Annotated in this window: 14 protein-coding genes and 1 tRNA gene; 2 read left to right on the top strand and 13 right to left on the bottom strand. The window is 64.1% G+C overall.

Annotated elements, in window-relative coordinates:
* Position 1: 1 nt before the first annotated feature.
* Positions 2 to 883, bottom strand: coding sequence for a hypothetical protein (locus IPK59_02630; protein ID MBK8157719.1), 882 nt, complete (start codon positions 881 to 883; stop codon positions 2 to 4).
* Positions 884 to 1,397: 514 nt separating this feature from the next.
* On the opposite strand from IPK59_02630, the gene IPK59_02625 reads away from it, so the two are divergent.
* Together IPK59_02625 and IPK59_02620 are read left to right on the top strand one after the other, a co-directional pair.
* Positions 1,398 to 1,952 carry a Spy/CpxP family protein refolding chaperone gene (locus tag IPK59_02625; protein MBK8157718.1) on the top strand — a complete coding sequence of 185 codons (555 nt, stop codon included), beginning with the start codon at positions 1,398 to 1,400 and terminating at the stop codon, positions 1,950 to 1,952.
* Positions 1,953 to 2,064: 112 nt separating this feature from the next.
* Positions 2,065 to 2,352, top strand: a complete 288-nt coding sequence (locus tag IPK59_02620) for a DUF3303 family protein (GenBank protein MBK8157717.1) — start codon at positions 2,065 to 2,067, stop codon at positions 2,350 to 2,352.
* A 21-nt stretch (positions 2,353 to 2,373) separates the two neighbouring features.
* Here IPK59_02620 and IPK59_02615 read toward each other — a convergent pair whose 3' ends face one another.
* The 12 genes from IPK59_02615 to IPK59_02560 form a co-directional block, all read right to left on the bottom strand.
* Positions 2,374 to 2,631 (bottom strand): hypothetical protein, encoded by a 258-nt coding sequence (locus IPK59_02615; GenBank protein MBK8157716.1) that lies wholly within the window; start codon positions 2,629 to 2,631, stop codon positions 2,374 to 2,376.
* Positions 2,631 to 2,912 carry a PAS domain-containing protein gene (locus IPK59_02610; protein MBK8157715.1) on the bottom strand — a complete coding sequence of 94 codons (282 nt, stop codon included), beginning with the start codon at positions 2,910 to 2,912 and terminating at the stop codon, positions 2,631 to 2,633. Before IPK59_02610 ends, IPK59_02615 begins: the two co-directional genes overlap by 1 nt.
* 27 nt (positions 2,913 to 2,939) lie before the next feature.
* Positions 2,940 to 3,155, bottom strand: coding sequence for an alkylphosphonate utilization protein (locus IPK59_02605; GenBank protein MBK8157714.1), 216 nt, complete (start codon positions 3,153 to 3,155; stop codon positions 2,940 to 2,942).
* Positions 3,101 to 3,904, bottom strand: coding sequence for a PAS domain-containing protein (locus IPK59_02600; GenBank protein ID MBK8157713.1), 804 nt, complete (start codon positions 3,902 to 3,904; stop codon positions 3,101 to 3,103). The genes IPK59_02605 and IPK59_02600 overlap by 55 nt, the downstream gene beginning before the upstream one ends.
* Positions 3,905 to 4,108: 204 nt before the next feature.
* On the bottom strand, positions 4,109 to 5,377 hold the full coding sequence (clpX, locus tag IPK59_02595; GenBank protein MBK8157712.1) for an ATP-dependent Clp protease ATP-binding subunit ClpX: 1,269 nt from the start codon (positions 5,375 to 5,377) through the stop codon (positions 4,109 to 4,111).
* Between the two features lie 271 nt (positions 5,378 to 5,648).
* Entirely contained in the window at positions 5,649 to 6,293 is a 645-nt protein-coding gene (gene clpP / locus IPK59_02590; GenBank protein MBK8157711.1) for an ATP-dependent Clp endopeptidase proteolytic subunit ClpP, read from the bottom strand.
* A 162-nt stretch (positions 6,294 to 6,455) separates the two neighbouring features.
* Entirely contained in the window at positions 6,456 to 7,802 is a 1,347-nt protein-coding gene (locus IPK59_02585) for a trigger factor (protein MBK8157710.1), read from the bottom strand.
* A gap of 105 nt (positions 7,803 to 7,907) precedes the next feature.
* Positions 7,908 to 7,992, bottom strand: a tRNA-Leu gene (locus tag IPK59_02580).
* 272 nt (positions 7,993 to 8,264) lie between these two features.
* Positions 8,265 to 8,720 (bottom strand): GNAT family N-acetyltransferase, encoded by a 456-nt coding sequence (locus IPK59_02575; protein MBK8157709.1) that lies wholly within the window; start codon positions 8,718 to 8,720, stop codon positions 8,265 to 8,267.
* Complete coding sequence (locus IPK59_02570; GenBank protein MBK8157708.1) at positions 8,717 to 10,198, bottom strand: NAD(P)H-hydrate dehydratase; 1,482 nt, start codon at positions 10,196 to 10,198, stop codon at positions 8,717 to 8,719. The genes IPK59_02575 and IPK59_02570 overlap by 4 nt, the downstream gene beginning before the upstream one ends.
* A gap of 7 nt (positions 10,199 to 10,205) precedes the next feature.
* Entirely contained in the window at positions 10,206 to 12,011 is a 1,806-nt protein-coding gene (locus IPK59_02565) for an SEL1-like repeat protein (protein ID MBK8157707.1), read from the bottom strand.
* Positions 12,012 to 12,145: 134 nt separating this feature from the next.
* A complete protein-coding gene (locus IPK59_02560; protein ID MBK8157706.1) occupies positions 12,146 to 12,562 on the bottom strand; it encodes a nuclear transport factor 2 family protein in 417 nt (138 codons plus the stop codon).
* Positions 12,563 to 12,608 lie beyond the last annotated feature (46 nt).

Genomic DNA, 12,608 nt, shown 5'->3' with positions numbered 1-12,608 from the left:
GTCATTCAACTCTCGTCTCTTGTGCCGCGAGACGCGAGAGTTCGGAGCTCAGAGACAGCAGGCGAGACTTGTCGGCACCGGCGAGGCCCATGAGCTTGTCTATTTCGCGGCCGATCTCGACCATCTTCCGTGAGAAATCTCGGCTTTCGATGCCAATCAGTTCCTTGCGATAGAGCTCCCAGAACCGCATCATATCGGCGGATTCTGCCGCAAACGGTGCAACCTGACGCGCCAGCTTCTCGACGATGATCGTCGTCTCGGTGTAGAGACGTTCCTTGTCAGTCGGCGGTGGCGCATTCACATTCTGGTAGATGGGGGCATAGCCAATTTGGGCGTTCAACCATGTGCTTTCGCGTGTGAGTTCGTGGAACAGCTGGGCAGTATTTGCGTCCATGTCCTTCTTATTTTTGGAGAGCGCCTGAAGCGGAAGGAACTTGACGTCGAGTTTCCGGATTTTCTCCTGCACAACGTCCTTCTGCGTCGTCAGCGTGGCCAAATACTGCTCCCACATGTCCTGCTGCTTTTCGTCCGCAGCCAAATGAGAGAAGTAAGTCGCGAACCGGATGCGTAGTTCGATGTCCTGATTGACCGCGGTCGTAAAGAATTCCTTGATGTATTGCTGATGGGCATCCCGTGCCGCCTGAGCCTGTGCAAGGTCTTTGGCTCGTTTGTCGGCGAGAATCTGAAGGCCGCTGATGACGGCTGGAATGAACACGCTAGCCAGGCCGACCACGACAGTTCCCCAGATGATCTTCTTGAAGCTAAGCGAGGCCTCGTAGCGGCGCAGATCAAGCTCTGCGCGGCGCAGGTCGATTTCAGCCGGTGTCATGGGCGAACGGTCGAGTGCTGGTGGGGTCTCCGGCAAATTTTCGTCGTCCGCCATGCTGACCTCCATGTGCAGGTACAATGGTGCCGAAAAGGCACTGCGTCTATGACGTGCTCAAACTGAGTATATGCGCCTATTAAGAGCGCGTCCAGCATTGCTATGGGTGCGAGGCCCCTGCATGGCCGTGGGTTCAATGGCATATCTGACATGTAGAAACTCGTGGATGGTCCGCCTTCGCGGACCATGACGTTGGGGTTGGTCGGGGCGTGGTGCTTCTCCTCCCACCTTTAGGGGGGAGGTCGGGAGGGGGGCCGGTTTCAGTTTCGCTCGTCGACAATCATCACCACCTGCCCCCCACCTAACCTCCCCCCTGAAGGTGGGAGGGATTGCAGCGAGGGTGCATCTTCATCGTCATACCCGGGCCAAGCCCGGGCATGACGGCGTCACAATGGAATGGATATTCGGTTGCCCGCTGAAGGAAGCGGAAGGCCGCGCGCGGCGAGGTTGATGCACATCAATGCAGCCTGAGAAAGGCGGCATAGGCTCGTCGAAGCTGCCATAGGAGGTATCCATGCGCGCTTTGATGATCGGCGCTGTTGTCGCCGCGTTGCTTTCCACATCCCCCGCCATCGCCCAGCAGGCCATGCCGCAGAATTGTCCCCAGATGCAGGGCGGCATGATGCACGGGTTCCGGCATGTCGAGGGACAGCTCGCCTTCCTCAAAGCCGAGCTCAAGATCACCGATGTCCAGGCGCCGCAATGGAACGCCTATGCCGAGGCGCTGCGCGCCAATGCCAAGCGCATGCATGAGGTGGCGAGCGACATGATGAAGGACGGCCTGATGGGGCAAGGCCAAGCTATGGGGCAAGGCCAAGCTATGGGCCAAGGTATGGGCCAAGGTATGGGAATGGGCCAGGGCATGATGAACCAGGGCGGCATGATGATGAACCAGAGCCTGGCCCTGCCCTTGCCCGGGCATCTCGCATTCATGGAGCAGCATATGGCGGCGCATATGGATATGCTGCAGGCGATCAAGGAACCGGCCCTCGATCTCTATGCCGTGCTCAGCGAGGACCAGAAGCTCCTCGCCGACGAGCTGCTGATGGGCCATATGGGCATGTGGTGAAGCGCGGCCAGCGAGACGTATGACTGCGAAAAGGATCACGGCGAAGATCATGACGGGGGCGCGTGTGATCGGGCAAAGTGGCTCGGTCGCAAACAACGCCGATGGTGACGTCATGCTGTTCATGGTGATCGAGCGATTTGAGAATAACGACATGGTGCCGGTCTATCGCCGTGTGCGCGATGCCGGGCGGTCGCTGCCCGAGGGCCTGCGCTATGTCGACAGCTGGGTCGAGCCCAATTTCGCGCGCTGCTTCCAGTTGATGGAAACGGAGGATCTCCGCCTGCTGCAGGAATGGGTGCTTTCCTGGCGGGGCTGCGGCGTAAGCTTCGAGATCGTGCCGGTGGTCAGCAGCGCCGAGACGCGGCAGGTGGTGGCGCCGTTTCTGGATCGCAATGACTGAGCGCGCTCTGCGGCCGGCGGGTTACTTCTTCGAGGCCGCGAGGGCGGCGGCGCGGGCTTGTTGATCCTGCCAGGGCGCAGGGTCGCCGAGCGAGGATGACAGCCGGGGTTCAAAGTCGCCGTAATCCTCGAGGGCGATGAACTGCGCGACGCTGTCGCCGCCCGTGCTCAGCGGAAAGATCGCGAAGGCGTAGGTGAAGGGATCGCCATTGACGGTGGGCACAGTCGTGGTGCCGAAGGCAGGCGCGCCGGTTTCGGCGACCCGCCGGTAATGCCCCATCAATCTTCGGTGGCGTCGGGCGGCGTCAGGGCAGCAAGATCCCGCCCGGTGATGTCGAGCCCGGTGATGCCGACCACCCTGGTCCCGACCAGCCGGTAGCGGACATTGAAGGGCTCAAGCCGTTCCGAGATCAGGATATAAGGCAGCAGCGGTTTCAGCTCGGCCGGGTCCAGATCGGCGCGGTCGGGAAAGCGGCGCTGGCCGCATTTCGACAGCCACCAGCGGCGCAGCTGGTCGATCTTGACCGAGGCGATCGCGGCCGGATCCTGGACAATCGGCATGATCGCGGCCCCTGCCCCAGCGCCCTCTCAGGCCTTTTTGAGGAATTCGGTGCGGAGCACGAGGCCCTTCACCTTCTCGACATTGCATTCGATCTCGGCCGGGTCGTTGGTGAGGCGGATGCTCTTCACGCGTGTGCCGCGCTTCAGGGTGATCGAGCTGCCCTTGACCTTGAGGTCCTTGATGAGAGTCACGGAATCGCCGTCCGCGAGGATTGTGCCGTTGCTGTCCTTGACGTCTTCCATGATGAGTTCCCGCAATTTCCCTGTGGTGATATGACCGGGTTATAGCGCCGATGGCAGCCCTGGTACAGGTCTTGTCGGGTTAAAGGTGCCGGCAGCCCTAGGCGCCCTCCTTCCTGGGCGTACGCTGGCGCTCGGGCAATGGGCCGGCGAGCTTGTCGCGCCGGCCGCCGCCGAACCAGGCGGCGATGTCTGGCGCGGTCGAGCGGTCCCTGCCAGTCGGCGGCGCGGACGATTTCAGGACGGTCGGGATAGAGCGCCAGCAGGCAGGTGTCGACCGACTTGCCGTCGCGCGTGAAGGGCAGGATCAGCCGGTGATAGCCCACGGTCTTCAGCACCAGCCAGAAGCGCGCATGGCGGTAATGGGGCCGCCGCGCCTCGATCACACTGCGATAGGCCTCGGTCGCCTCGCGCCGGACCCTGCGCGAATAGAGCTCGTCGACATAGCGCCCGGTGAGCTCGTGACCGAGCAGCTCGGTAAGACGGGTGCCGACCAGCCGGTAGCGGAGGCGGAACGGGTTGCGCTCGATGTCGACGATGGCGAGATGGCCGAGCCACGGGCGCAGATCCTCCGGGCGGATCGTGCCGCGGTCCGGGAGGCCGCCCGCCCGCACCGCCCAGTCGAGCCACTGCCGGTAGAGCCGGGCCATGCCCGCATGGCCGATGGTGGCGGCGAGCGCAGCATCGTCCAGCGCCGGCGAGGCGGGCAGCAGGAGGCCTGGCCGGGCGAAAGGCAGGATCTTGGACGGCATTGCGATACGTATGACCCTCGCTGTTGCAACAGGAGAGGCTAGGCCGCCCCGCAACGCGCGGTAAAACTCCAAAGCTGTGACCTGGGACGCCCCGGCGGTGACTTTGCCGCAAGGGGTGCCGCTCAACACCTGGATCGAGAGGGGCCGCCAACGAAAAAGCCGGGCATCGCTGCCCGGCTTCTGCGTCGGTCTTGCCGATATGCGTCAGGCGCCGGTCGAGGCGTCGCTGCGGCGGTCGGTGTAGATGTAGAGGGGCTTGGCCTTGCCATCGACCACTTCGCGGCTGATGACGATGGCTTCAACCCCGTCGAGGCCGGGGAGTTCGAACATGGATTCAAGCAGGATCGATTCCATGATCGAGCGCAGGCCGCGGGCGCCGGTCTTCCTTGCGATGGCGCGACGCGCGATGGCGCCCAGCGCATCCTCGGCAAACTCGAGACGCACATCTTCCATTTCGAAGAGGCGCTGATACTGCTTCACGAGCGCGTTCTTGGGCTCGGTGAGGATCTTGATGAGCGCCGGCTCGTCGAGATCCTCAAGCGTCGCCACGACCGGCAGACGACCGACGAATTCGGGGATGAGGCCGAACTTCAACAGATCCTCGGGCTCGACCTCTTTCAGGATCTCACCCGTGCCGCGCTCATCGGGCCCACGCACGTCGGCACCAAAGCCGATCGCGGAACCCGACCGGCCACGCGCACCAATGATGCGCTCAAGCCCGGCGAAAGCACCGCCGCAGATGAAGAGGATGTTGGTGGTGTCGACCTGGAGGAATTCCTGCTGCGGATGCTTGCGGCCACCCTGCGGGGGAACCGAGGCAACCGTGCCTTCCATGATCTTCAGGAGTGCCTGCTGCACGCCCTCGCCCGACACGTCGCGGGTGATCGAGGGGTTGTCCGACTTGCGGCTGATCTTGTCGACTTCGTCGATATAGACGATCCCGCGCTGGGCACGTTCGACATTGTAGTCGGCCGATTGCAGCAGCTTCAGAATGATGTTCTCGACATCCTCGCCGACATAGCCGGCTTCGGTGAGCGTCGTGGCATCGGCCATCGTGAACGGCACGTCGATGATGCGGGCCAGCGTCTGCGCCAGCAGCGTCTTGCCGCAACCCGTGGGGCCAACGAGCAGGATGTTCGACTTCGCCAGTTCGACGTCGTTATTCTTGCCGAGATGTGCCAAGCGCTTGTAGTGGTTGTGAACCGCCACCGAGAGGATGCGCTTGGCGTGTGCCTGGCCGATCACGTAATCGTCGAGGACCTTGCAGATGTCCTTGGGGCTGGGCACGCCGTCGCGGGACTTGACCAGGGTGGTCTTGTGCTCCTCGCGGATGATGTCCATGCACAGTTCGACGCATTCGTCGCAGATGAACACCGTCGGACCGGCGATGAGCTTGCGTACCTCGTGCTGCGACTTGCCGCAGAACGAGCAATAGAGGGTATTTTTGGAATCACCGCTGGCGGATTTGTTCATTTCCGATCCATTCGAGCTTCGGGTGGCCTTGATTCAGTTGGCTGAATCGCCCCGTTCTTGGTCAATCTAGCCCCCCGGTTCGACCCAGTACAACGTGTTTCTGGCGATGCGGGGCTTTCTGGTACAGGCCGGGAACAAAACAGCACCCGGTGGCCCATTGTTCGGCCCGATTGTAGCGGGCCTTTGTCCACAAAAGGTTAAGGTCCGGATCGTCATCGGCAGACGATCCGGACCCTGAACATCACAGGAACAAAGATCCGCAGATCAGATGTCAGGCCTTGTCCTTGAGGTCGGCCGGGATCGGGCGTTCGCTGACGACCACGTCGATGAGGCCGAACTCCTTGGCCTCCTCCGGGGTCATGTAGCGGTCGCGTTCCATCGCGTTCTCAATAGTGGCGAGGTCCTGGCCGGTATGGCGGACATAAATCTTGTTGAGCCGGTCGCGGGTGCGCAGGATTTCCTTGGCGTGGATCTCGATATCCGTCGCCTGGCCCTGATAACCGCCCGAGGGCTGGTGGATCATGATGTTGGAATGCGGCAGGCTGAAGCGCTTGTCCTTGGCGCCGGCCGTCAGCAGCAGCGACCCCGCGGAGGCCGCCAGACCAATGCACACGGTCGACACTTCGGGACGGATGTACTGCATGGTGTCGTACATCGCGAGACCCGACGAGACGACGCCGCCCGGCGAGTTGATGTAGATCGAGATTTCCTTGTTCGGATTCTCCGATTCCAGGAACAGCAGCTGGGCGCAGACAACGCTCGCCATGCCGTCATTGACCGGGCCGACCAGGAAGATGATGCGCTCTTTCAAGAGGCGCGAATAGATATCGTAGGAGCGTTCGCCGCGATTGGTCTGCTCGACCACCATCGGCACAAGGTAGTTGTTGTAGATCTCGACGGGATCTCTGTCTCTCATCTTCCACTCTCAAGATGGGGCTAAGCGACCATCCGCGGCGCGAATGGCGACTCACCCAAGTGCTAAAGCGCGATCTTAGCGAGCGGAGGGATTCTGGCAATTCGTTCTGACAAGCCCATCAAGTTTCTGGGTCGCCAGAACGAATCACCATCTCGCAGTCACTTAGTCGCGGCGGCCTTTGAGTTCCGCCTCGCCTTCGGCAGCGAATGCCTCGGGCGAAATCTTGCGTTCGGACACCTTGGCGCGCTCGAGGATGTAGTCGACGACCTTTTCCTCGTAAAGCGGCGCGCGCAGCTGGTTCAAGGCTTCCGGCGAACGCTGATAGTATTCGATCACCTGCTGCTGCTGACCGGGATAGCGCTGCGCTTCCTGGATGAGGGCGCGGCTCAGTTCCTCGTTCGGCACCTGGATATTATTCTGGCGGCCGACTTCGGAGAGCAGCAGCCCCAGCTTCACGCGGCGCTCGGCAATCTCGCGGTATTCCTTCTTCAGCTCGTCTTCCGACTTGCCCTTGTCTTCCTCGTCCAGGCGACCGGCCTTGAGGTCGGCTTCGATCTGCTGCCAGATGGCGCCGAACTCGGCTTCGACCAGGGTCTCAGGCAAGTTGAAGTTGTGATTGTCGGCAAGGATGTCAAGGAGCTTGCGCTTCACGCGGGCGCGGGCCACGGCGCCGTATTCCTTTTCGATGCGCTCGCGGGCCTGTTTCTTCAGCTCGGCCAGATCGGTGAGACCCAGCGACTTTGCCAGTTCGTCATCGACCGGCACATCCTTCAGGCGGCGGACTTCCTGCACGGTGACGGCGAAGCTTGCTTCCTTGCCGGCGAGCTCGGCATTGCCGTATTCGGCCGGGAAAGTGACCTTCACGGTCTTCTTGTCGCCCTTCTTGGCGCCGACCAGCTGCTCTTCGAAGCCGGGGATGAAGGTACCCGAACCCAGTTCCAGGTAGTGGCCATCGGCCTTGCCACCCTCGAATTCGACGCCGTCGATGGAGCCCACGAAATCGATGACCGCGATGTCGCCATTGGCGGCGGCAACGTCGTCGGCCACCGGCTCGGACGCGCGCTGGCGCTTGGCGATGCGCTTCAGGCTGTCTTCGACTTCGGAGTCAGGAACCTCCACGCCGACGCGCTCGAGCGAGACCGTGGTGAAGTCCATCGGCGTCACTTCCGGGATGACTTCCATCGCCATCGAGAATTCGAGATCGGTGCCGTCCTTGAACTCGCCGACGAGTTCGATCTTCGGCTGGCCGGCCGGGCGCAGATTGCGCTCGGTCATCAGCTGCTGAGAGCTCTGCTGCACGCTCTCTTCGAGCACCTCGCCCATCACGGACTGTTCGTAGCGCTGCTTCAAGAGCGACATCGGCACCTTGCCGGGACGGAAGCCGGGGATCTTCAGCTTGTGGCTCAGTTCGACCAGCTTGCCATCGACCTTCTCGCGCAATTGGGCGGCGGGGACGGCGATCTTGTATTCCCGCTTGAGGCCCTGGTTCAGGGTTTCGGTGATCTGCATGGCAGCACTCTTTCAGACTAAGGGTTCAGATATCGATAACAAATCGGGCGCAATATCCAGGTCACGGCCTGCCGGCGTCCGCGAAACGACCAATTTCGGGTCAATTGGTGCGGGCGGAGGGACTTGAACCCACACGACTTGCGTCACAGGAACCTAAATCCTGCGCGTCTACCAATTTCGCCACGCCCGCAAAGGTCGTTCCGAGCCGCGCCATAGCAATAGCTCGTGGCCCCGGGATTGCACCGGTTCCGGGCCGGGGATGTATCCCACCCGGGCCTGAGCGACAAGCAAAAAGGCCGGTCGGGCCGCGCGTTGGCCCCTTGACACCCCTTTTAGCGACCGTCATCCCCGGGCTGAACCCGGGGATCTGCTGGCAACGGCTCGGCGGCGGGGCCAGACCCCCGGGTTCAGCCCGGGGATGACAGCTGATTATTGTGAGAGGTTATCGTGACAGGCGAACCCTCACAAAACCCCGCCGGCGTGGCGCAGGCGCCACCAGGGGCCGGTGGCCGCCAGGCCCTCGCCCACCACGCGCCAGCCCTGGCGGCGGTAAAAAACGAAGGCGCGGGAGTTCGATTTGTCGGTCTTCAGTTCCATGTCGCCCATGGCCTGTTCCAGCACGGTCGACATCAGCAGGCGCCCAGCGCCCAGCCCCTGGAAGGCCGGTGAAATGTAAAGACTATGGATGAAGTTCGATGGCCAATAGACTGATATATAACCGATAATACGGGAGCCTGACAAAGCCAGCCATTGCTCCTCGCCCAATACACTGGCGGCGTAGGCAGCGCTGGTGCGTGCCGCGGCCGGCTCTTCGGGAAAGGTCGTCGTCATGGTTTCGATGAAGATCGCGGCACAAGCCGCCTGGTCGCCCTCCCCGGCCCGGCGGATCGCCAGAGATTTCTCAAGCGCCCGGCTCACCGACCCAGACGCCGCAGCAGGACCGGAATCTCGGCTGCGAGATCCTCGGCGATGAGGCCGGCGCCGAGATTGAGCCCGGCCTGCGCATGGAGCCAGACCGCGGCGCAGGCGGCGAGAAAGGCCGGCATTCCCTGGACGAGCAGGCCCACGATCAGGCCCGCCAGGACATCGCCGGAACCGGCCGTGGCGAGATAGGGGCTGGCCTCGGGGTTGATGGCGAGGCGCCCATCGGGAGCTCCCACCACGGTATCGGCCCCCTTCAGCACGACCACGGCACGGGCGCGGCGGGCCGCTTCGCGCACCCGGACGAGCTTGTTGCCGGCGGCGGGGCCAAGATCGGGGAAGAGCCGGGCGAACTCGCCCTCATGCGGGGTGAGGACGACATCGCCACGCCCGGAGGTGAAGAGATCCTCCGGCCGGTCGGCAAAGGCCGTGAGGCCGCCGCCATCGACCACGGCGGGCCTGCCGGCGGCAAGCGCCGTCAGCACCGCCTCGCGCGAGGCCGCGTGGGGCACGAGGCCGGAGCCCACCAGCACGCCGGAGATGCGCCGGTCCATGAGGATCTCGACCAGATCCTCGGCGCGGCCGGCGGGCCGCGCGATGATGCCGGGCTGGTCGGCCATGAAGAGCGGCAGGATGGCGGCGGGTGCTGCCACGCTCAGCATGCCGGCGCCGATCCGGCGGGCGGCCAGGGAGGCGAGGCGCCCTGCCCCCGGCATGTCGCTGCTCCCGATCACGAGCGCATGGCCGCGGCTGTATTTGTGGTCAAGGAGACCGGCTTCCGGCAGGGTCGCCAGCCAGAGGCCGGGATCGTTCCGAAAGAGCTGCTGGCCGGCCGGCAGCAGGCTGTCATCGAGGCCGATCGGCGCCACCTCGAGCCGGCCGCAATGGGCCTTGCCGGGCGGCAGCAGATGGCCGGGCTTGGGCCAGCCAAAGGTGACGGTGTGCTGAGCCCGGATGGCCGTCCCCAGCACGCTGCCGTCATCGGCGCCGACGCCGCTGGCGATATCGATGGCGATGCGCGCGGCGCAGGTGCCGTTCGCCCAATTGATCACGGCGGCGATCTCCCCGGTGAGCGGGCGGTCGAGGCCGATGCCGAACAGGGCATCGACGATGACATCCGGTGCCAGGGCCGTGGCGCCCGCGAGGGGGAGGACAGGCCCGGCCCGGCTCCATGTCAGGGCCGCCCGCGCGGCGTCGCCCTGATAGGCGTCCGCGGCACGCGCGGCGGCAACGCTCACCTCATAGCCCGCATCACGCAGCAGCGCGGCGACGATAAAGCCGTCGCCGCCATTGTTGCCGGGGCCGCACAGGACCAGCATGGACCGATCGCGCGCCGGATGGTCGGCGATGATCGACGCGGCGACGGCGGCACCCGCCGCCTGCATGAGCGCGAAACTGTCTTGGCCACGGGCGAAGAAGGCTTGCTCCGCGGCGCGCATGGCGGCGGTGCTGACGATGGCCTGTGGCATGGTCATCCCAGCGTCAGTTAATGACGGTTCGGCAGGCCTGTCCGCTGTCGCGCCCACGGATGTTGTCGCACATCGCCTGCGCATCCTTGAGCGTCGGGAACGGGCCGAGATAGAGACGGAACACGGTGCCCCGTTCATTGACGAAGGGCCGCGCATCCAGCGCGATCTTGTCGAGAATGGGCTTGAATGCCAGCTTCAAGCGGATGAATTCGGTGCCGGCAGATTCAGCCGTCTCCTTGTTGCCGAGCCAGATGCGATAGATCTTCTCGCGCGAGGACAAGGTCTCGGCCAAGGGCGGCAAGGGCGTCACGCCATCGGCGGCGATCTCTTCCTCGGCGTCGGGGGCCGCATGCTCGGCATCGGCATGCTCATCGGGCGCGGACTCATCCGCGGTGTGCCCGTCTGCTGCGGGTTCCCCAGTTGCATGTTCGTCGGTCGCATGATCCGCGGCGGCGGCCGGTTCGGCGCCACCCTCGCCTTCGACCGGCGGGATTTCGGCGGCTTGTTCCTCACCATGGCTGGCATCGGCGGTCTGCGTTTCAGCCGCGTGATCACCCGCAGCTTGTTCATCCGCCGCATGTTCATCAGTCGCATGTTCATCCTGGGGCGGTTCAGCGGCAGCATGTTCGTCAGGTGCATGGTCATCCGGGGCGGCATTCTCGGATTCTGCGTTCTCGGGGGCCGGAATAGCCGTCGTGGCATTCTGCGCCATGGCGGTGGCGGTGGGTGTTGCCTCGGCATGATCGTCCGTGGCGTGCGCGTCCGCCGCTGCGGTCTCGACCGGCGCCTCGCTTGCCTGGGTGTCCGCGGCGTGCGTGTCCGCAGCATGGGCAGCCGGGGCCGGTTCCTCCGCAGCGTGACCTTCGGTCGCCTGGCCTTCGGTTGCCGACGCCGCATGGCCGCTGGGCGCTGTGGCGACGGTGTTCGCGGCCGGGGTTTCAGCATGCCCGGTTTCAGCAGTGTGCCCGGCATCAGCAGTGTGACTGGCATCAGCAGTGTGACTGGCATCAGCAGTGTGACTGGCATCTGGCGTTTCCGTCGTCCCGGCGGCCGCGTGGCTATCGGCAGGCGTGGTCGCCGGTGCCGCTTCCGCGGTGGTGGCGGCCGGCTTCGGCTTGGGGAGTTCGGTCAGCTTCTGCTTGGCCTTGAGGCTGCCGCCGGCAGCCGCCTTTTCGAGCCAGAAATAGGCCTGGTCGGGATCCTTGGCGACGCCGCGGCCAGTTCGATAGAACTCCGCAAGATCGATCTGCGCTTCCGGCAGGCCCGCTTCGGCCGCCAGGGCGATCCAGCGCGCGGCCTGTTTCTCGTCCTTTTCGACGCCGTCGCCGCGGTCATAGAGCAGGCCCAGATTGTATTGCGCCTGGACGCTCTTGGCCTCCGCCGCCTTGGTCCACAAGGTGACCGTCTGCTTCTTGTCGAGCGGGACGCCGTTGCCGAGCATGTACTGGACGCCGAGATTGAAGGCAGCCGTGGCATTGCCGCCCTCTGCCGCCTTGGTCCAGTAGGCGATGGCCTTGTTCTGGTCCTTCTTCACGCCGCGGCCGTCGGCATAGAGCATGGCGAGATTGTTCATGGCGGGCGCGAAGCCCTGCTCGGCCGAAGCTTCGTACCATTTGAGCGCTTGGTCGATGTCCGGCTTGGTCCCCCGCCCGCTCTCCAACAGCAGACCCAGGGCGTGCTGGGCGCGCTTGTCGCCGGCCAAAGCCGCCTTCTGCCATTCCACCAGGGCCTGGTCGAAGGCGCCGGCATTGAAGGCGTCGAGGCCGGTACCATAGTCGGCCAACGCCGCCGGCGCGGTCACGACGATGACCGTAGCCATGAGGGGCCCCAACAGGGCGCGTCCGATGATCCGACTCAGCTGCATGGGATTAATATGCCGTCCGCAGGCGAAGGCGCAACGAAACCTCGTTTCGGTTCAAGGGTTTTTGCTGGGGTATGGTCCCCCTCACCGGCCTAGTGGCGGGTTGCCTGGCTGGGATCCGGACGCCCTTGAGAGGGCCGCTGGGCACTGCCAAGGATCGGCCCGCCCTGGTGATGGATCATGCGCCAGGCGCCGTTTTCCTCGGCAAACAGGTTGGTACAGGCGATTTGCCCGTTGCCGAACCGCTCCAGACCGCAGGCGATGCCGATTCCGCCGATGACGGTCATCTGCTGCGGCAGGAAGGTGATGTCGCTGGGCTGGCCATGGAGGAAAATCTGGCGCCAGGAATTGAGGATTTCCTCCCGTCCCAGGATGGGGACCGCCCCCGGATGGCAGCAGGACACGGCGAGGTCAGCGGCCCAAAGCCGGCTCATGGCGCCGAAATCAGCGCGCGCAAAGGCGTGGTAGAAGGCCGCATTGGCGGTGGCGAAGTCGGTTTCGAGCGACATGGCGGAGTTCTTGTGCAGGTGCTTGCCCATGCATAAGGGAAGATCG

Source organism: Rhodospirillaceae bacterium (assembly GCA_016712715.1).
GTDB lineage: Bacteria > Pseudomonadota > Alphaproteobacteria > Dongiales > Dongiaceae > Dongia.
Note: the sequence above shows the minus strand (reverse complement) of the source record. Positions and strands in the feature narration are given on the sequence as shown.

Excerpts from the sequence above, each read along its gene's own strand:
- IPK59_02630 (MBK8157719.1), bottom strand. The coding sequence starts at position 883 with ATGGCGGACGACGAAAATTTGCCGGAGACCCCACCAGCACTCGACCGT.
- IPK59_02625 (MBK8157718.1), top strand. The coding sequence starts at position 1,398 with ATGCGCGCTTTGATGATCGGCGCTGTTGTCGCCGCGTTGCTTTCCACA.
- IPK59_02620 (MBK8157717.1), top strand. The coding sequence starts at position 2,065 with ATGCTGTTCATGGTGATCGAGCGATTTGAGAATAACGACATGGTGCCG.
- IPK59_02615 (MBK8157716.1), bottom strand. The coding sequence starts at position 2,631 with ATGGGGCATTACCGGCGGGTCGCCGAAACCGGCGCGCCTGCCTTCGGC.
- IPK59_02610 (MBK8157715.1), bottom strand. The coding sequence starts at position 2,912 with ATGCCGATTGTCCAGGATCCGGCCGCGATCGCCTCGGTCAAGATCGAC.
- IPK59_02605 (MBK8157714.1), bottom strand. The coding sequence starts at position 3,155 with ATGGAAGACGTCAAGGACAGCAACGGCACAATCCTCGCGGACGGCGAT.
- IPK59_02600 (MBK8157713.1), bottom strand. The coding sequence starts at position 3,904 with ATGCCGTCCAAGATCCTGCCTTTCGCCCGGCCAGGCCTCCTGCTGCCC.
- clpX (MBK8157712.1), bottom strand. The coding sequence starts at position 5,377 with ATGAACAAATCCGCCAGCGGTGATTCCAAAAATACCCTCTATTGCTCG.
- clpP (MBK8157711.1), bottom strand. The coding sequence starts at position 6,293 with ATGAGAGACAGAGATCCCGTCGAGATCTACAACAACTACCTTGTGCCG.
- IPK59_02585 (MBK8157710.1), bottom strand. The coding sequence starts at position 7,802 with ATGCAGATCACCGAAACCCTGAACCAGGGCCTCAAGCGGGAATACAAG.
- IPK59_02570 (MBK8157708.1), bottom strand. The coding sequence starts at position 10,198 with ATGACCATGCCACAGGCCATCGTCAGCACCGCCGCCATGCGCGCCGCG.
- IPK59_02565 (MBK8157707.1), bottom strand. The coding sequence starts at position 12,011 with ATGGCTACGGTCATCGTCGTGACCGCGCCGGCGGCGTTGGCCGACTAT.
- IPK59_02560 (MBK8157706.1), bottom strand. The coding sequence starts at position 12,562 with ATGTCGCTCGAAACCGACTTCGCCACCGCCAATGCGGCCTTCTACCAC.